Origin of the sequence: Streptomyces sp. NPDC050743 (assembly GCF_044456925.1) — a bacterium.
Taxonomy (GTDB): domain Bacteria; phylum Actinomycetota; class Actinomycetes; order Streptomycetales; family Streptomycetaceae; genus Streptomyces.
Genome location: NZ_JBITGJ010000032.1, coordinates 41,888 through 59,104 on the forward strand (window position 1 = coordinate 41,888; position 17,217 = coordinate 59,104).

The 17,217-nt window shown below is 72.1% G+C and carries 12 protein-coding genes and 2 pseudogenes; 10 read left to right on the top strand and 4 right to left on the bottom strand.

Annotation, left to right across the window (positions count from 1 at the left end; all coding sequences use genetic code 11):
* Positions 1 to 128 precede the first annotated feature (128 nt).
* The 4 genes from ACIBJF_RS27420 to ACIBJF_RS27435 all read left to right on the top strand — a co-directional run bounded on the left by ACIBJF_RS27420 (position 129) and on the right by ACIBJF_RS27435 (position 6,110).
* On the top strand, positions 129 to 2,975 hold the full coding sequence (locus ACIBJF_RS27420) for an AAA family ATPase (RefSeq protein WP_399177598.1): 2,847 nt from the start codon (positions 129 to 131) through the stop codon (positions 2,973 to 2,975).
* A gap of 69 nt (positions 2,976 to 3,044) precedes the next feature.
* A complete protein-coding gene (locus ACIBJF_RS27425; RefSeq protein ID WP_399177600.1) occupies positions 3,045 to 4,031 on the top strand; it encodes an alpha/beta hydrolase in 987 nt (328 codons plus the stop codon).
* 73 nt (positions 4,032 to 4,104) lie between these two features.
* Positions 4,105 to 5,145, top strand: coding sequence for a helix-turn-helix domain-containing protein (locus ACIBJF_RS27430; RefSeq protein WP_399177602.1), 1,041 nt, complete (start codon positions 4,105 to 4,107; stop codon positions 5,143 to 5,145).
* The gene (locus ACIBJF_RS27435) at positions 5,139 to 6,110 is read left to right on the top strand and encodes a helix-turn-helix domain-containing protein (protein ID WP_399177604.1); all 972 of its coding nucleotides are present in this window, start codon (positions 5,139 to 5,141) and stop codon (positions 6,108 to 6,110) included. The genes ACIBJF_RS27430 and ACIBJF_RS27435 overlap by 7 nt, the downstream gene beginning before the upstream one ends.
* Before the next feature lie 785 nt (positions 6,111 to 6,895).
* On the opposite strand, the gene ACIBJF_RS27440 is transcribed toward ACIBJF_RS27435, so the two are convergent.
* Positions 6,896 to 7,471, bottom strand: a complete 576-nt coding sequence (locus ACIBJF_RS27440; protein ID WP_399177606.1) for a Dps family protein — start codon at positions 7,469 to 7,471, stop codon at positions 6,896 to 6,898.
* Positions 7,472 to 7,778: 307 nt separating this feature from the next.
* Between ACIBJF_RS27440 and ACIBJF_RS27445 the strand changes: the two are divergent.
* The 5 genes and pseudogenes from ACIBJF_RS27445 to ACIBJF_RS27465 all read left to right on the top strand — a co-directional run.
* Positions 7,779 to 9,704, top strand: a pseudogene (locus ACIBJF_RS27445) (xanthine dehydrogenase family protein molybdopterin-binding subunit); the annotation flags it as partial.
* A 76-nt stretch (positions 9,705 to 9,780) separates the two neighbouring features.
* Positions 9,781 to 10,053 (top strand): (2Fe-2S)-binding protein, encoded by a 273-nt coding sequence (locus ACIBJF_RS27450; protein ID WP_399177672.1) that lies wholly within the window; start codon positions 9,781 to 9,783, stop codon positions 10,051 to 10,053.
* A 285-nt stretch (positions 10,054 to 10,338) separates the two neighbouring features.
* A complete protein-coding gene (locus ACIBJF_RS27455) occupies positions 10,339 to 11,310 on the top strand; it encodes an alpha/beta hydrolase (RefSeq protein WP_399177608.1) in 972 nt (323 codons plus the stop codon).
* A gap of 21 nt (positions 11,311 to 11,331) precedes the next feature.
* Positions 11,332 to 12,051 (top strand): alpha/beta fold hydrolase, encoded by a 720-nt coding sequence (locus tag ACIBJF_RS27460; RefSeq protein WP_399177610.1) that lies wholly within the window; start codon positions 11,332 to 11,334, stop codon positions 12,049 to 12,051.
* Between the two features lie 444 nt (positions 12,052 to 12,495).
* Positions 12,496 to 12,591: pseudogene (locus ACIBJF_RS27465) on the top strand.
* A gap of 133 nt (positions 12,592 to 12,724) precedes the next feature.
* Here the strand turns inward: ACIBJF_RS27465 and ACIBJF_RS27470 are convergent.
* Together ACIBJF_RS27470 and ACIBJF_RS27475 are read right to left on the bottom strand one after the other, a co-directional pair.
* Positions 12,725 to 13,672 carry a hypothetical protein gene (locus ACIBJF_RS27470; RefSeq protein WP_399177612.1) on the bottom strand — a complete coding sequence of 316 codons (948 nt, stop codon included), beginning with the start codon at positions 13,670 to 13,672 and terminating at the stop codon, positions 12,725 to 12,727.
* A gap of 145 nt (positions 13,673 to 13,817) precedes the next feature.
* The gene (locus tag ACIBJF_RS27475) at positions 13,818 to 14,525 is read right to left on the bottom strand and encodes a TetR/AcrR family transcriptional regulator (RefSeq protein WP_399177613.1); all 708 of its coding nucleotides are present in this window, start codon (positions 14,523 to 14,525) and stop codon (positions 13,818 to 13,820) included.
* Between the two features lie 136 nt (positions 14,526 to 14,661).
* Here ACIBJF_RS27475 and ACIBJF_RS27480 point away from each other — a divergent pair, with 136 nt between their 5' ends.
* Positions 14,662 to 15,885 carry a saccharopine dehydrogenase family protein gene (locus ACIBJF_RS27480; protein WP_399177614.1) on the top strand — a complete coding sequence of 408 codons (1,224 nt, stop codon included), beginning with the start codon at positions 14,662 to 14,664 and terminating at the stop codon, positions 15,883 to 15,885.
* A 53-nt stretch (positions 15,886 to 15,938) separates the two neighbouring features.
* Here the strand turns inward: ACIBJF_RS27480 and ACIBJF_RS27485 are convergent, their stop codons facing one another.
* Positions 15,939 to 17,216: an ATP-binding protein gene (locus tag ACIBJF_RS27485; protein ID WP_399177616.1), complete on the bottom strand. Its 1,278-nt coding sequence runs from the start codon at positions 17,214 to 17,216 to the stop codon at positions 15,939 to 15,941.
* Position 17,217: the final 1 nt, after the last annotated feature.

Genomic DNA, 17,217 nt, shown 5'->3' on the forward strand with positions numbered 1-17,217 from the left:
GTCAGGGCCGGAACCGGCGGACGACTGGTCATATGACAGAAGCGCGGCGACCCCGGTGCCCCGAATCATGAACGCGGCCAGGGAACACGCCCACAGCCTGGGCAGCCGAGCAGGTCCGGAGTACATGCATGACGGTCCACCCACCCCGGTCGGCGGCCCGCGAGGAAGCCGCCCGCCGGTCCTGCCGCACGGCGGCGTCGCGTCCACTGGGCCGGGACGGCGAGATCGAGCGGATCACGCAGTGCGTGACGCGGCAGCCCGGTGGTCCGCAGGCGTTGCTGCTCCTCGGGGAGGAGGGGATCGGGCGTACGGCCTTGCTCCGCCACGCCCGTGAACTGGCCGCCGGCGACGGCATGCTCGTCCTGTCGGCGCAGAGCTGGGCCGCGGACCGCCGGCCCGCTCGTGCCTGCTTGCAGCAGCTGCTCGCGCCGGTCCTGGAGGACCTGTCCGGCCTGCCCGCCGCACACGGCCGGGTGCTGAGCGCCGCCCTGAACCCCGCCGCCCAGGACGGCGGGCCGGACGACGGGCAGGTGCGGGCCGCCGTACTGGCGTTGCTGGACCGACTCGCCCTGTCCAGGCCGTTACTGGTGTGTGTGGACGACGCCCACGCCTGTGACCGCGCCTTCCTCGACGCGCTCTGCGCGGCCACCCGGCTCCTGACCACTCGACCGGTCAGGGTGCTGCTCACCGCACGCGGCGAGGCGCCCCTGCCCGGCCTGCCCCCCGGTACGGAGAGCCTGCGGCTGGGCCCGCTGAGCGCCACCTCGGCCGCGGCGTTGCTGGACCGGCAGCCGGCAGCGCCCACGGGCCGCCGCAGGCTGGAGATCCTTGAAGAAGCCGAGGGCAACCCGCTGGCCCTGGTCGAGCTGAGTCGTCGTGCCTGCGCACAGGCCCGAGCGGGACGTCCCGGCGTCGCAACCGCGTGGCACCGGCCCGCGGCAGACGTCTTCGCGACCCGACTCGACACGCTACCCCCCGAGACGGGACGGGCCCTGCTGTACGCCGCGGCGGCGGGCCCGGGGGAGAGCGTCGCCGCGCTCATGGCCGCGCTGGGCACCGACGACCTCGCGGTATGGGCCCCGGCGGAGGCGGACGGTCTGGTCTCGCTGGCCGAGGACCGCCTCGTCTTCCGGCATCCGCTGGCACGGTCGGCCGCCCTCTCGCGGCTCCCGGCGGGTGAGCGCCGGCAGGCCCATCGGGACCTCGCCCGGGTCGTCACGCGGCCGGAGAGCAGGGCCCGCCATCTGGCCGCCGCCACCCTCGGGACCAGCGAGCCGGTGGCCGCAGCGCTCGAGGACGCCGCATGGCGGCCGAAAGACGCCGTCGGCGCCGCGCGCACCCTGGAGCAGGCGGCCCGGCTCAGCCCCCGCCGGGAGGACCGCGCCCGCCGTGTCGCCGAGGCACTGGCTGCGGCGCACACGGTGGGAGACCCCGTCTGGGTACGGGACCTGCACGACCGGCTCGTCCAGGACTCCACGGCTCCGGAACTCGCCTGTGTCGCGGCCGGCGCCCTGGCCTCGGCCCTCTCCCAGGAGGCCGCACAGCACGAGGCCTTCGACGTTCTGGCGAACGTCTCGAAGCATTTCTCCGCGGTCGGCCGGCCGGTCGCCCTCGCGCTGACGGCCCTAGCGTCGAGCATCGCCGCCCAGTCCGGTCTGCCCGAGCACCGGGCGGCCCTGTCCACGCTGCTCGACCGCGCCCGGACGGCGGCCGGGCAGACCGAACAGACACAGGCTCAGCTGACCGGACCCCTGGGCCCTCTGGGCCCGCTGGACACGCCGGACACACAGCAGGCGCTGGAGGCCCTGGTCACCGCGGTGATCCGGCCGGACTCCGCCAGGCACCTGCTGTCGCGCCTCGGCCGCCCGCAGGGCGTGCCGCTGGATGCCCCGGACGCCCTGGCCTGCCGTATGGCTCTCGCCTCACTCGCCTACCACGCTGATCAGGCGGACGAGTGCTTGGGCCGGCTGCGCGAGGCCGACGCCCGGCTGCGGGCCGCCGGCGCCTTCGGCCTGCGCGCCTGGTCGCTCCCACCCCTGCTGGACACCCTCGTGAACACCGGCCGGTTCACCGAGGCCGAGCCCCTGCTCCGGGAAGCCGGGGCCGAGGCCGCGGTGCTGCGGCTGCCGCGTCTCCAGGCGGATCTGGAGGCGCAGGCCCTCATCCTGCACGCGCTGCGCGGAGCCGTACCCCCGGAGCCCTGGCTGACCTCTGCGGTCTGGCGCGCCGTCAGTCTGGACGAGAACCGGGCCACGCACGCCCGCCTGCTGCGCGCCCGTGGACTCGCCTGCCTCGCGGTGGGTGACGCGGACGGCGGCTGGCGGCACCTGCGCGAGCTGTTCACCGCCGACGCAACGCCGCTGCACCCCTTCCTGTCGCCCCGGAGCATCGCCGAACTCGCCGCCGCCGCCCAGCGGACCGGCCGGTCGCAGGAGGTCGTGCCGATCCTGGAACGGGTCCGGGCGGAGCAGGGGGACCGGCCGAGCACCAGGATGACGCTGCTCCTGCACCACGCCACGGCCCTGGTCGGCCCTGGTGAAGACCCCGAGCAGCACTTCCAGCTCGCACTGGTCAACCATGAGGCGGACCGGTGGCCGTGGGAACGCGCCCACGCCCGCCTCAACTACGGCATCTGGCTGCGGCGCTGCCGCCGCACCCGCGAGGCGCGCGGGCAGCTGACCACCGTGCTGGAAACCGCCGAACACCTCGGCGCGGGCGCCCTCGCCGCGGCCGCCGCCCGAGAACTGCGCGCCAGCGGAGCGGCACCCACCCCCGACGCCCCGGACCTGCTCGTGCAGTTGACGGCACAGCAGCGGCAGATCGTCCAGCTGGCCGCCTGCGGCCTGTCGAACCGGGAGATCGGGGAACGGCTCTTCCTCTCGCCGCGTACCGTGGGCTCACACCTGTACAACGTCTACCCGAAGCTCGGCATTAGCCGCCGCCAGCAACTGCGTGATCTGCTTCAGGACAGATGAGGCGGGGACCGGCCGGTTCCCCGCGGACCTGCCGACGAGTGGCGGCGGCCAGCCAGAGGAGAGTGCGAGATGCCGGGTGCCTCCGGGGACAGACCGGGCGACGACTCCCGTGCGGCCGTCCTCCTCGACCCCGTGGTGCAGCGACTCGTCACCGCGTCCGCCGCGCCCCCGTCGCTGGACGACCTCGCCCCCGACACGGCGCGCCAGGCGCTGCGCGAGAGCCAGGTTGACCGCTTCGAGGACTTCGACGTGGACGCGGTCTACCGCGTGGCATCCGTCGGCCCGTTCGGCCTGCTCGGCTTCTGGACCGCACGCCCGGCCGGTGCGACCGGGCCGCTCCCCGCCCTGCTGTACCTCCACGGCGGCCGGTGGACGCTCGGCGACGCCCAGACCCACGCCCGCCTCATCGGCGAGCTCGTCGACGGCGCGGGCGTGTGCGCCGTCGTCCCCGAGTACAGCCGCACCCCCGAAGCCCGCTACCCCGTGGCGCTGGAGGAGTGCTACGCGCTGCTCGACTGGGCGGTCTCCCGGGCCGGCGAACTCGGCTTGGACGCGCGCCGGCTGGCCGTGGCCGGCGACTGCGCCGGAGCCACACTGGCCGCCGCCGTGACCATGCTGGCGAAGTCCCGGGGCGGGCCACGGCTCAGCGCACAGCTGCTCTACTACCCGCTCACCGACGCACGCTGCGACAGCCCCTCGCAACGCCGGTTCGCCACCGGATACCTGCTCGGCCGCCGGGCGCTGCGCGCGTACTGGGCCCGCTACGTCACGGACCCCGCTCAGCGGGACGAGCCCACCGCGTCCCCGCTGCGGGCGCGCACCGAGGACCTGGTGGGGTTGCCGCCGGCGCTGGTCGTCACCGCCGAGGCCGACGTGGCCCGGGACGAGGGCGAGCAGTACGCGCGAAACCTGCGCACGGCCGGCGTCGACGCGTCCGCCGTACGGTTCCTCGGCACCATCCACGACTTCGTGGCGCTGCACGCCCTGTACGACAGCGCGCCCACGCGGGCGGCGCTGGCGACCGGTTGCGCCTTCCTGCGGGCCCGAATGCGCTGAGGGGCGCGGCGCGGCCCGGGGACCAGTCGACCGACTGATGCACCGGCCCGCACCTTCACGGCATGCTCACACCATGCCAACCGTCATCGACTTCTTCGAGGAGAGACGCCGGTCTCCGGCCCCCTACGCCAGTCCCCGCGGCCAGGTGCTGAGCACCCGCTCGGTTCCGCCGCGCGACAGCCTGGACTTCTGGCACGACGCCGTGCTCGCGACCCTGGTGGGCATGGACATCGCCACCGACGGCCGCACCTACGACGCCGCCCTGCGCACCGACCACCTGGGGGACCTGCGGATCACCACGGTGGAATGCGACCCGGGCCGCGTCCACCGGTCGCCGCGCTTCATCGCCCGCGGCGACGGGCGGGACGTCTTCGTGGCGCTCCAGAGCACCGGGCGGGCACAGGTCGAACAGGACGGCCGCAGCACCGAGTTGCGGGCCGGCGACATCGGATTCTTCGAGACCGTCCGGCCCTTCCGCGCCACCTTTCCCGAGCGCTTCCAATTGAAGATCTTCGCGGTCCCGCGGGGCCTGCTCGGACGGTCGGAGGCCGATCTGCGGCACCTCACCGCACGGGCCGTGCGCCCGGGCGGCGGTCTGCCAGCGCTTCTCACCCCGTTGCTGGAACGGCTGGCCGACTCCTCCGAGGCCTATGCGACGCCGGTGGCAGAGCGACTCGCCGAACGCGTCATCGACCTGATCGCGGCCACGGCGGCCGACCAACTGGGTGAGAACTCGGCCGAGTCGCCGGGCGCCGACCGGATCCTGCTGCTGCGGATCAAGACCTTCATCCGCTGGCACCTGTCGGATCCCGGCCTGACGCCCCAGGCCATCGCCGCTGCCCACGGCATCTCCGTCCGTTATCTGCACCGGCTGTTCGAAGCCGAGGACAGCACCGTGTGCCGGTGGATCCGCGAGTTGCGCCTGCACGAGTGCCGCAGGGAACTCGCCGTACGGGAGCCGCAATCCGTCAGCCTGGGCCAGGTCGCGCGACGCTGGGGCTTCACGAGTCCGGCCCGTTTCAGCAGGGCGTTCCACAGCTCTTTCGGCCTGTCTCCCACGGACTGGCTCGACCGGGAGCGCGGGAGCCGTACGGCCGGAGGAACGCCGTGCTGACCGGATCGCTCACCACACCCGGCGAGGGAGTGTCCTTCTCCACTCGGGGCCTCGCACCCGGCGATCGCGTCGCCGCCTGGCAACGCGCGCTGTCGCACGTCTTCGTGGGTCTTGAAGTCGCCGTCGAGCACGGACGACCGTGGACGGGCGAGCTGACCGCGGAACGACTGGGCGCCCTGCAGATCGCCACCGAGGAGTTCGGACCGGGAACGATCCTGCGCAGCGCCCGGTCGGTGGCCGCGGACCACAGCACCCACATCCTGGTGCGCCGGCAACTGGACGGCACCGCACTGCTGCTCCAGGACGGCCGCACCGCTGAACTCCGGCCCGGCCGACTGGCCTTCCATGACGCGCGGCGCCCGTACCGGATCGTGGTGCCGCAACGACAGCGGGCCCGGGTCCTCATGATGCCCCGCGCCCTGCTCCGGCTGGAGGAAGCGCAGCTGGCCACCCTCACGGCCACCGTGGTGGAGGAAACGGGGCACGGAGCGGCCGCCCTGCTGCTGCCGCTGCTGTGCGGGCTCGTCGAGGAGGTCACCAGAGCCCATCCGGCTCGACGCGACGAACTCGCCCGGCACGCGGCGGAGATCCTGGCCACCGTGGCCCTGGAGCAGGCCGGCAGGCGGCCCGCGCCGGCGCTGTGGGAGCGGATCACGGCATCCGTCCAGGCCCGGCTGCAAGACCCCGGACTCACCCCCCAGGACATCGCCGACCAGCACGCCATCTCCCTGCGCTACCTGCACCGTCTCTTCCAGACGCATGGCACCACCGTCAACGCCTGGGTGCGGACCCGACGCCTGGAGTCGGCAAGCGAGGAACTCGCCCGGACCGGCGCGGCCCACAGGTCGATCGCGGCGGTGGCCGCCCGCTGGGGTTTCTCCAACCCCTCCCACTTCAGCCGGGCGTTCCGTGAAAGGTACGGGATGTCACCGGTGCAGTGGCGCAGCGCGCACCTGGCGACCTGACGTCCGGTCCGCACAGTTCCCGGAGCAGACAGCGCGTCGGCATGGGCCCTGCCCGCGCCATGGTGGCGCCGAGCGTGGTGGGATTGGGGGGGCGTCCCCGCTTCAGGACGAGGCAGCCGTGCCGCCCGCCCGTCCGGCAGAGCGGGGCACAGCTGGGCCGTCGTGCCCGTCGGCGCCCCGCCCGTGCGCATCCGGCGTGCGGCGGTCGGCCGCTGATGGACACCCGTCGGGCCGAGGTGGCACCCAGAGCACAGGGTGCTGGCATGGGCCCTGCCCGCGCCATGGTGGCGCTGAGCGTGGTGGGATTGGGGGGCCGTCCCCGCTTCAGGACGAGGCAGCCGTGCCGCCCGCCCGTCCGGCAGAGCGGGGCACAGCTGGGCCGTCGTGCCCGTCGCCGCCCCCCGTCCGTGCGCATCCGGCGGGCGGCGAATCGGCCGCTGGTGGACACTCGTCGGGCCGAGGCGGCACCCGAGGACGGCGTCACCGCGTTCGAACGGCGGCTCTCCGACCTGTGCCTGAGCTGAGGCCGGACCGAGGGGCACCGCTGAGCCGCTACCGGCCCGGTCCGCGGAGTGCCCGAGACGGACGACCTCGTTCGGAGGCCGGGCGGGCCGCCCCTGGGACGACAGGCGCCCGCCGGGGCCCCACCGGTCTCTTCAGCGGCAGCGTGAAAGGACCGACTACCTCCCGTGCGGCCCGCAGGGCGCCGTCTTACCGGGCAGCGGGTGTGGGCCGGGACTCCGGTCCGCGTCGGAGGCGGGGACACCCTCTGCGTGCCGCACGGCTCAGGTGCGTACCAGCGGGGTGTCGACCAGGTGCTCGGCCAGGAACCAGGCCTGGAGTTCGCCGGTGCGGATGATCTGCGACACCAGCAGGTCGTTGGTGCCGTCGTCGCCCAATTCGGCGGTGCGGGCGGCCGCGTCATGGGCCTCCGTCAGGATGACCTCGTGGGCTTCGAGCAGCCGCGAGAGCATGGCCGGGACCTCCTCCACACCGTCCGGCGGGCGCGGAATCGACGTGATCTCGGCGACGTGCCGGGCGTCGCCCACGGCGACACCGCCCAGCGTCTGGACGCGCTCGGCGAGGGTGTCGACGAGTTCCAGCTGGTCTCCCGCGTGCTTGTCCAAAAGGAGATGCAGCTGGTAGAAGGTCGCGCCCCGCATGATCCAGTGGTGCTTCTTGTAGAGGCCGTAGAGGATCTGGGTGTCCGCCAGCACCTTGTTGAGGCGCTGAGAGGAGTACATGCGCGTCTCGTAGGACAGAGCGATGGGGAACTGCTTGACGGTCCCGAACTCCTGGATGACCGAGCCCTTCTGATGCAGCCACGGCTGGCTGCTCGTGGGCTTGGAGCTGGTGGTCATGGGTGCCTCCGCGATGTCGTGCCGAATCGTGCGCGGTCGACGCTAGGTGCCGAACCGGGGGCCGCATTGTCTGCGAGCGCACGCGTAGGTGCCCCTCAGCGCACGGGTTCGTCTCATCGGCTGGAGCCGCAAGGAAAATGCCGAAACGTCGGGGGACTGCCAAAACCGTCCGCACGGCGCACAGCACCCGCCTGTCGCCCGCTTCGCCGCTGTCCCCTCGGTTAGTGTCCGAGAAGTGCAGTTCCGCCGGCGCGGCGTTCCCTCGCGATGGCGTCGATTCCCGCAAAGACACGAACGGGGTGTTGTTGTGGAGCGATGGACAAGACGCGAGGACGAGCGGCTGCTTTCCGGGAAGGGCCGGTACGTTGCCGACATCCATGTTCCGGGATGTCTGGACGCGGCATTCGTGAGAAGCAAGGTGGCCCACGGCGTACTGCGCGCAGTGGACTGTACGGCGGCCCGTGACGTCGCCGGGGTCGTGGGAGCCTGGTCGGCCGCGGATCTGCCGGACCTTCCTCCGGTGCCGTACACCCTGCTGGCCGGGCTTTCCACCAAGGACGCCGTCGCGGGCCGGGAGTGGCCCGCCCTCGTGAAGGACCGGGTGCGGTATCCGGGAGAGGCACTGGCCGTCGTCCTCGGCGCGGACCGGTACCGGGCCGAGGACGGAGCCGCCGAGGTCACCGTCACGATCGATCCACTGCCCGCCGTGGTGACAACCGCCGCGGCGCTCGACGACGCCGTTCGCCTGTTCGACGGACTGAGCAACATCGCCCTGCGGGGTGAGGCCGGAGCGCCCATCGCCCCGTCCGTCTGGCAGGAGGCGGCCGCCGTGGTCGAGGCCACGTACCACCAGCGACTGCTGCTGCCCAGCCCCATGGAATGCCGCACCATCCTCGCCGTACCCGAAGGGGACCGGCTGACCGTGTGGTCGGGGCACCAGATGCCGCACCGGTTGCGGCGCGAGCTCGACGCGCTGCTCGGCTGGTCCACGGACCGGATCCGGGTGGTCGTACCCGACACGGGAGGCGCCTTCGGGTCCAAGAGCGCGTGCTTCCCGGAATACGTGGTCGTCGCCTGCCTGGCCGTCACGCTCGGGCGGCCCGTACGCTGGATCGAAGATCGCCTGGAGTCGATGCTCGTCGCCACCCGGGGCAGGGGACAGGACCAGACCGTCCGGCTCGCCGCAGATGCCGAAGCGCGCCTGGTGGCCTACGAGTTGACGATCGACGCCGACGTCGGTGCCTATCCGCACCTCGGCGCGGGACTGCCCATGCAGACGGCATGGATGGCGACCGGCGCCTACACCACCCCACGCGTCCACGCGACCTTGCGCTCGGTGCTCACCAACACCATGGTGACCTACCCGTACCGAGGCGCCGGACGCCCCGAGGCGGCGACCGCCATCGAGCGGACGATGGACCTCCTCGCCCGCCGGCTCGGGATCGACCCGGTCGAGCTGCGGCGGCGTAACCTCATCCCGCCCGACGCCTTCCCCTACGAGACACCGACCGGACGCCGCTACGACAGCGGGAACTACGCCGCCGCCCTGGACCTGGCCCTGGAGACGCTCGGCTACGAGGAGTGGCGCGCGGAACAGGACCGCCGCCGCGCGGATCCGGACGCGCTGCCGCTGGGCATCGGAGTCTCCTGCTATGTGGAGCGCTCGGGCGGCGAACCCGGTGGCCTGCACGAGTTCGGCAGCCTCGAGGTGCACGAGGACGGCAGCATCACCGCCCGCTGCGGCGCGGCCCCCAGCGGCCAGGGGCACGAGACGGTCTTCCCCGCCCAGGTCGCCGAAGTCCTCGGCATCCCGCAGGCTCAGGTCCGCCTCGTCGAGGGCGACACCGACGAACAGCCCGAAGGACTGGGCTCCTTCGCCAGCCGTTCGGCACAGGTCGCCGGCGCCATGCTCCGGCACGCCGCGACCCTCCTGATCGAGGAGGCCCGCACCCGGGCGGCTGACCTGTGGGGCCTGCCGGTCGGCGAGATCGAGTGGGCGGACGGCAGCGTGCACGCCGCCCACGACGGTTCGGCGGCCACCAGCCTCGGCGATCTGGTGAAGGCGACCGGCCCGCTGCGCGTCGAGGACACGTACGAGGCCGGCATGGCGTTCCCCTTCGGCACCCATGCCGCGGTCACCGAGGTCGATCCGGACCTGGGCACGGTGACCGTCCTGCGGCTCGTGGCCGTCGACGACTGCGGAGTGGTCCTCAATCCCACCGTGGTGCACGGCCAGGCGTTCGGATCGGCCGTGCAGGGCATCGGCCAGGCACTCTACGAGGGCATGACGTTCCTGCGGCCGGCGAGCGGTGCGGTGCGGCCCGAGGAAGTACTCGCCGGACGGCGAACCCCACCCGCTGCAACGGGCGTTCTCGGCCGAGCACGCCCTCCAGTGCGGATTCTGCACCCCCGGCTTCCTCATGGTGGCCGCCGGAGCGCTCGAAGCCGACCCCGACCTGGCAGACAAGCCCGATGCCGTCGCGGGTGTCGTCGGCTCCAACATCTGCCGGTGCACCGGCTACGAACCCATCCGGCGTGCCATCACCCGCGCGGCCCGGGAACGGCGGGGAGACACACCGTGAACGGTCACATCCGAGCCGGGCGCTTCCCGCTGCGCCACGTCATCGACCTGTGTCACGACCCGAGGCACCCCGGGAGCAGGGCCCACGACGGCCATGGAGACGGCGACCGCCGGGCGGACCGGGACACTTCCGTGCGCTGTGGGGAAAGCAGACGTGCACTTGCGGGCAACTACCGAGCACACAGGAGATCTACCGTGCGCAACAGCGGCGCCGGAGCGCCCGGCACGACCATCCGGGTTCCGTCCCGGAACGACCGCCGTACCCGACGAATTCCAGGAGATGCCCATGTCTGATGCCCTTGCGCCGGTCGAGCCGGTGCTGGAGCCCGCGGCAGCCGCGTTCGCGGAAGCGACCGCCAAGCCGCCCTACCTCTTCGACCTGCCCCCGGCGGAGGGCCGTAAAGCGGTGGACGAGGTGCAGTCCGGCGACATCGAGAAGCCGGCCGTGGACGAGGAGTGGATCATCGTCTCCGGCGGTCCCACGGGCACCGTCCGGGCCCGGATCGTCCGCCCCGCGGGCGCCCAGGGCACCCTGCCGGTGATCCTCTACATCCACGGCGCGGGCTGGGTCTTCGGCAACGCCCACACCCATGACCGTCTGGTGCGCGAGCTCGCCGTCGGCACGGATGCCGCCGTCGTGTTCCCGGAGTACGACTTGTCGCCCGAGGCCCGCTATCCGGTCGCCATCGAGCAGAACTACGCCGTCGCGCAGTGGGTGGTGGAGCAGGGCGGCACCAAGGGTCTGGACGGCTCGCGGCTGGCCGTGGCCGGGGACTCGGTCGGCGGCAACATGACGGCCGCGCTGACCCTGATGGCCAAGGAGCGGGGTGGCCCGGCTCTGGTGCAGCAGGTGCTGTTCTACCCGGTCACCGACGCGAGCTTCGACACGCCGTCCTACCACCAGTTCGCCACCGGCTACTTCCTGCGCCGCGATGGCATGCTGTGGTTCTGGGACCAGTACACCACCGACGAGAGCGAGCGCGCCCAGATCACCGCCTCCCCTCTGCGCGCAACGACCGAGCAGCTGACCGGACTTCCCCCGGCGCTGGTCATCACCGGCGAGGCCGACGTGCTGCGCGACGAGGGCGAGGCCTACGCCAACAAGCTGCGCGAGGCCGGAGTGCCGGTCACCGCGGTGCGCTTCCAGGGCATCATCCACGACTTCGTCATGCTCAACGCCCTGCGCGAGACCCACGCGGCCGAGGCCGCCATCGACCTGGCCGTCCGCACCCTGCGCGCTGCCCTGCACACGGCCTGAGTACAAGGAGACGACACAGACATGACAACTTCCACACCCACGGTCGTTCTCGTCCACGGCGCGTTCGCGGACGCCGCCAGCTGGTCCGGGGTCATCGCGGAGCTGCAGAGCCACGGCATTCCCGTGATCGCACCGCCGAACCCCCTGCGCGGCCTGGCGTCCGACGCCGCGTACATCGCCTCCGTCGCCTCGCAGATCGACGGTCCGGTCGTGCTGGTCGGCCACTCCTACGGCGGTGCCCTCATCACCGTGGCCGGCACCGCCGACAACGTCGTCGGTCTCGTCTATGTGGCCGCCTACGTCCTGGAAGAGGGCGAGAGCCTCGGCGAACTGCAGGGACGCTTCCCGCTCTCGCCGCTGGTGAGCAACCTCAAGCAGTGGACGTATCCGGTCGCCGACGGCGATCCCGCCGTCGAGGTCACCATCGCCGAGGAGGCCTTCCCCTGGGTCTTCGCCGGCGATGTGCCCGCGGAGGTCACGAAGGTCTTCGCGGTGGCACAGCGCCCGCTCGCCGCCGCGGCGTTCGAGGAGACGGCCTCCGCCGCCGCGTGGCGGACCAAGCCCTCCTGGGCCCTGGTGGCCGGCGCGGACGAGGCGATCAACCCGGAGGTGGAGCGCTTCGGCGCGAAGCGGGCCGGGGCGACGGTCGTCGAGATCGAGGGCGCGTCGCACGCGGTCGCCGTCTCCCGGCCGCAGGACGTCGCCGACCTGATCCGCGAGGCGGTGCGCGCGACGAGCTGACCCGGCGGCATCGACAGCCGCGCGGACCACTCCCCGCACCGAGTCCGCGCGGCCCGCCGTCCCGCGTCGGCACACCGCACGAGCCCCGAGGCTCGTCCGCCGGCGCCACACGAACAGGGCGCGACGCCGCCCCACCGCGCCGATCATCGGGCCTGCGCCGCCGATTGTAGGTGGCGTCGCACCGCCCCAGCTTCGTCACCTCGCCGTCCACCGCCACCTCCGCCTCGCCGAGGGCACCGGCGAGACCCTGATGGCCACCGACTTCCTCGTACCGCACGCCTGGCCGGTCGAGGACCTGCCCGTCGGCCGTGCCCGCGCCGCGTCCAGGTGACCGCGGTCCGGGTAGCCCGTGCCGTCAGCGACGCCTCAGAGACGGGTCAGCCGCTCCTGCCATGGTTGTTCACGTGAACGGCGGCACGGGAGACCGGACCGCCGGGAGCATCGGGAGAGGTGCCCGGAGCGGCTTATCGGGGACCAGCGAGCAACGCCTTACGGTCGGATCCCTCGGGGTCCACGCAGGTTCGAATCCTGCCCTCTCCGCACAGCGGCTCACGGTGCGAGCGACGGAAAGTGCAACGATCCGTCCCTGGTTCAAGAGCGATCCGCGCCTGGTCGAAGGAGGTCTTCGCCCTCTGGCACGGCCCTCTTAGAGTCTGACCAACCCAGGTATCGGTCAGTCTGATGGCCAGCCGTCCGCGTCCCACTTCCGGTTGGCAGTCACCGCACGTGCGACGCGTCGCCACTGCGCCGCTCCGCCTGGCAGAGGCCAGGCCCAGGTCGGCTGTGGCGCCGTGTGCAGTTCCCGGAGGCGTCGGGCAAGGGACGGTCCTGCAACGGCGGCACCATCGGGGACCGCGGCGCCGTGGATGGCGCGGAGTTCCGCGAAGCGGGCCAGTTCGGCCTCGTAACGGTGCACTGCCTGTTCAGTGCCTGCGACTACCGCATTGCTCGGTGAGGTGCGGTGCAGTTGCAGCAGCGGCGGAGCGGTCGACTCGGCGATCGCTGCGGCGAGTCGCGCATGACCGTCCAGGATCAGATGGCAGTCCAAGCCGCTGACCCACCACAACAAGACGGGCGGGAGCAGCCCGTCCCGGGCCTGCTTGCGGTACGCCTTGACCCGGCCGTCACCCGCGTCGGGCATCTGCCGCAACGGGAGGATCTCCCACGAACCGGAATGGACGAACCAGTCGATGTATCCGTCCGGATGGCCGTCGATGAGCATCGAGGTCCAGTACTCGGACTGCGGCAGGCGGCCGTAATTCCAGCGCAGAAGCGGGCTCTCGCGTGAGAGCAACCACCGGCCGTCGTGAAGAGGGCTGCCCGGTGAGTCGAACAGGTACTGCGCAAAGCGGTACGCCCAGCGATCCAGATGGCCTGCCAGAGCCCGTCCCGTGTCGGCACGCAACGGCGGTATGACAGAGCGGTAGGCGTCGGTGCGCCAGAACCCCACGCCGCAGTGGTCCTCCTCGACAGCGGCCAGGAGCACGGGCCGCGACTGCTGTGCGAGAAGCAGCCGCCGCTCGGTGCTGAACAGGCACAGGCCTGGTTGGCGGCGTGACTGTACGGCCAAGGACGGGCCCGTCCACGTGCCGTCGTCCCGACGGATATCCGTGCGCCGCATGCCGAGACCATAAAGGGTGCAGGCGGTCGACCGCACAGGTGTTTGCAGCAGCGTGCGAGCGCTCTGTCATCTGGACATCTGACAGAGGGACACGCCTGGACGGGAAACCCGCGGACAGGAAGCCACACAGGCGGAACCCCACGCCTCACGCCCCCGGCCGGGACAGTTGCGCGGCGGTGTGTTCCAGCAGAATCTCCAGGGCGGCCGGATAGGCGCTGTGCGGCATGCAGCGGGCGAGCAGGTGGGCCGTGGCGGCGATGTTCGGATGCGACTCGGCGGGCAGGCGGGCGTAGGTGGAGTGCCACATCTCCTCGTCGCCCGCACGAGCCTCGTCCGCCAGCGCGAGGGATCCGGCGTCGAGCGCGGCGAACGCGAGGCTCTGGTCGATGAACGCGTGGTACACGCGGACCGCCACGGGGTCGGGCAGCCCGGCGCCGCGCAGGATGCCGAGGATGGTCTCGTCCACCGCGATCTCGCGAGGCCTTCCGGTGACCCGGCTGGCGGTGAGGACGGCCGCCTGCGGGTGGGCGAGGTAGGAGGCGTGGATGGCCCGGCCCAGCGCGCGCAGGTCCGTGCGCCAGTCCCCGGTGGCCGTCCAGCTGTCCAGGGCCCGGCCCATCAGCTCGTCCCCGATGGCCCGGGCCAGATCGTCCATCCCGGCGAAGTAGCGGTAGAGGGTGCTCGGATCGGCGCCCAGCGCCGCGCCGAGACGGCGTGCCGTCAGCCCGGTGCTGCCGTGCTCCCGCAGGACACGCAGGGCGGTCCGCACGATGATCTCCTCCGACAGCACGGTGCCGCCGCGCGTGGGCCGCCGCCGGCGGCGCGCCGCCTCCGGCACCACTTGCTTCGCCATCTCGGTCGTCTTTCCGTCGCCGGTCGCGAGCCGCCTGCGCCCACCCTTATGCCAACGGGATTGACCTTATATCCCGGCGTCGCGTTGCATCGACCCCGTCCGGAGGCGCTCGCCTCCCGGCAGAAAGGTGTGTGACATGCGCGTACTTCTGGTGGGCGCGGGTGGCGTGGGTACGGCCGTCACCCGGATCGCCGCTCGTCGCGACTTCCTCGCCCACATGGTCGTCGCCGACTACGACCTCGCCCGTGCCGAGTCCGCGGTCGCGACGCTCGGGGAACGGGGCGCGCGGTTCAGCGCACGGCGGCTGGACGCCTCCGATCAGCACGCGGTGGCCCGGACGCTTGTCGAGGAGCGGTGCGACGTGCTGCTCAACGCCACCGACCCCCGGTTCGTGATGCCCCTGTTCCACGCCGCCCTGGAGGCCGGCGCGCACTACCTGGACATGGCGATGTCGCTGTCCGCGCCGCACGGCTCGCGCCCCTACGAGGAGTGCGGTGTCAAGCTCGGGGACGAACAGTTCGCACTGGCCCGGCGCTGGGAAGAGGCCGGACGGCTGGCACTGGTGGGCATGGGTGTCGAGCCGGGCCTGTCCGACGTCTTCGCCCGGTACGCGGCCGACGAACTGTTCGACGACATCGAGGAGATCGGTGTCCGCGACGGCGCCAACCTGACGGTCGAGGGTTATGACTTCGCGCCGTCCTTCAGTATCTGGACGACCATCGAGGAGTGCCTCAACCCGCCGGTGGTGTACGAAAAGGGCCGCGGCTGGTTCACCACGGCACCGTTCAGCGAGCCCGAGGTCTTCGACTTCCCCGAGGGCATCGGTCCGGTGGAGTGTGTCAACGTCGAGCACGAAGAGGTGCTGCTGATACCGCGCTGGGTGGATGCGCGTCGTGTCACGTTCAAGTACGGGCTGGGCGACGACTTCATCGCCAAGCTGAAGACCCTCCACGAACTGGGCCTGGACGCGACGGCCAGGGTGAGCGTGCCCGGGAACGACGGCCCCGTACAGGTCTCGCCGCGAGACGTGGTCGCCGCGTGCCTGCCCGACCCGGCCGGCCTGGGGGAGCGGATGACGGGCAAGACGTGTGCCGGCACCTGGGTCAAGGGCACCAAGGACGGGGCACCGCGTGAGGTGTACCTGTACCACGTGGTCGACAACCAGTGGTCGATGCGCGAGTACGGCTCGCAGGCCGTCGTCTGGCAGACGGCGCTCAACCCGGTCGTCGCCCTGGAACTGCTGTCCACCGGCGCCTGGTCCGGTAAGGGCGTTCTCGGTCCGGAAGCCCTGCCCCCGCGCCCCTTCCTGGACCTGCTCACCGAGTACGGCTCTCCGTGGGGCCTGCGCGACGACAGCTGATCCCCCTGTCCACCTCCCTTGGCGGGCAGGCGCGCGGCGGGCGATGTCGTGGCTCAGAGCCGGCTGTAGGTGTCGATGTCCTCGGTGAACTCCTCGATCGCCTGCGCGGTGAGCGTCGGCCGCGTGTCGGCGATGGCGGTCAGGTAGTCCTCGGTGGTGGCCGGCCGGCCCCGGCGTTGGGTGACTTCCCGTTCGAACGCCGCCTGCGCGCCCTTGCGGGCGGCGAATTCGATGTCGGCCGGGGTGAACAGCTCGCTGGCCCCGACCAGTTGGTCGAGGTTGACGGAGGCCGCGGATGCCCTGAGATAGCGGTCCCAGATCGCCGCGCGGGCGGTCGGGTCCGGAGGGCCGACGGGAATGACGTAGTCGAACCGGCCCGGCCGCAGGAAGGCCGCGTCGAGAGAGCGCACCGAATTGGTGGCGCAGGCCAGCAACCGGGAGTCGTGCTCGCGGAAGACGGGGATGAGTTTGAGCAGCTCGTTGGTTACCCCGTGGCCGGGATCGACTGCCTTTCCGGAACGCACCCCGGCGATCTCCTCGACTTCGTCGATGAAGAGCAGCACCGAGTCCAGTTCCGCCAGGTCCGCGAAGGTCTCCCGCAGCGCGGCGGCCAAGCCCTCACTCGTGTCGGCCGCGAGCCGGGACGGGAAGAGTTCCACGAACGGCCAGCCGAGACGGGAGGCCACCGCCTTGGCGAAACTGGTCTTTCCGGTGCCGGGCGGGCCGAACAGGATGATCGCCTTGGGCGGGGTGACACCGTAGCGGTCCGCCAGCGTCGGCTCGGTCAGCGGGAGTACGACACGGCGCTCGATGACCGCTTTCTCGCGCTCCATGCCGGCCATGGTGTCCCAGAGCCCCTCGGGGAGCACACGGCCGCCCAGCGCGGCGAGGACGTCGGCGTTGGCGGTCCCCGGAGGTTCCAGTTTCTCGTAGTACGTCAGGTCGTCGCGGAACCGGTAGCCGGAGTTCTCCAGAGCCTTCGTCCCCGCGGCACCGGCCGGCAGCAGCGCGCTGATGTGGCGCACGTCCAGTGCGCGCAGCCGCCGTTCCAGTTCGGCGAGGAGAGCACTGCCGATCCCGCGCTCGCGCCATCGGGCGGCGAGCGCCAGCAGAAGGATCCATCCCCGTTTGCCGTGGGCCTGCGCCACGGCCATACCCACCAGTTCGTCGCCGACCACGGCGACGACCGCCGTCTGACCGGCCTTGGCCGCGGCCATCACCTCCGAGACGGGGAACACCCGGTCCTCGTCGGCCCGCCGGCTCTGGTCCCAGATCTGTATGGCTTGGTCGAGATCGTCGTCGTGATAATCGCGCAGATGCCAAGCGGGCATC

Excerpts from the sequence above, each read along its gene's own strand:
- ACIBJF_RS27440 (WP_399177606.1), bottom strand. The coding sequence starts at position 7,471 with ATGACCACCAGCTCCAAGCCCACGAGCAGCCAGCCGTGGCTGCATCAG.
- ACIBJF_RS27420 (WP_399177598.1), top strand. The coding sequence starts at position 129 with ATGACGGTCCACCCACCCCGGTCGGCGGCCCGCGAGGAAGCCGCCCGC.
- ACIBJF_RS27455 (WP_399177608.1), top strand. The coding sequence starts at position 10,339 with ATGTCTGATGCCCTTGCGCCGGTCGAGCCGGTGCTGGAGCCCGCGGCA.
- ACIBJF_RS27470 (WP_399177612.1), bottom strand. The coding sequence starts at position 13,672 with ATGCGGCGCACGGATATCCGTCGGGACGACGGCACGTGGACGGGCCCG.
- ACIBJF_RS27485 (WP_399177616.1), bottom strand. The coding sequence starts at position 17,216 with ATGCCCGCTTGGCATCTGCGCGATTATCACGACGACGATCTCGACCAA.
- ACIBJF_RS27460 (WP_399177610.1), top strand. The coding sequence starts at position 11,332 with ATGACAACTTCCACACCCACGGTCGTTCTCGTCCACGGCGCGTTCGCG.
- ACIBJF_RS27425 (WP_399177600.1), top strand. The coding sequence starts at position 3,045 with ATGCCGGGTGCCTCCGGGGACAGACCGGGCGACGACTCCCGTGCGGCC.
- ACIBJF_RS27430 (WP_399177602.1), top strand. The coding sequence starts at position 4,105 with ATGCCAACCGTCATCGACTTCTTCGAGGAGAGACGCCGGTCTCCGGCC.
- ACIBJF_RS27475 (WP_399177613.1), bottom strand. The coding sequence starts at position 14,525 with ATGGCGAAGCAAGTGGTGCCGGAGGCGGCGCGCCGCCGGCGGCGGCCC.
- ACIBJF_RS27480 (WP_399177614.1), top strand. The coding sequence starts at position 14,662 with ATGCGCGTACTTCTGGTGGGCGCGGGTGGCGTGGGTACGGCCGTCACC.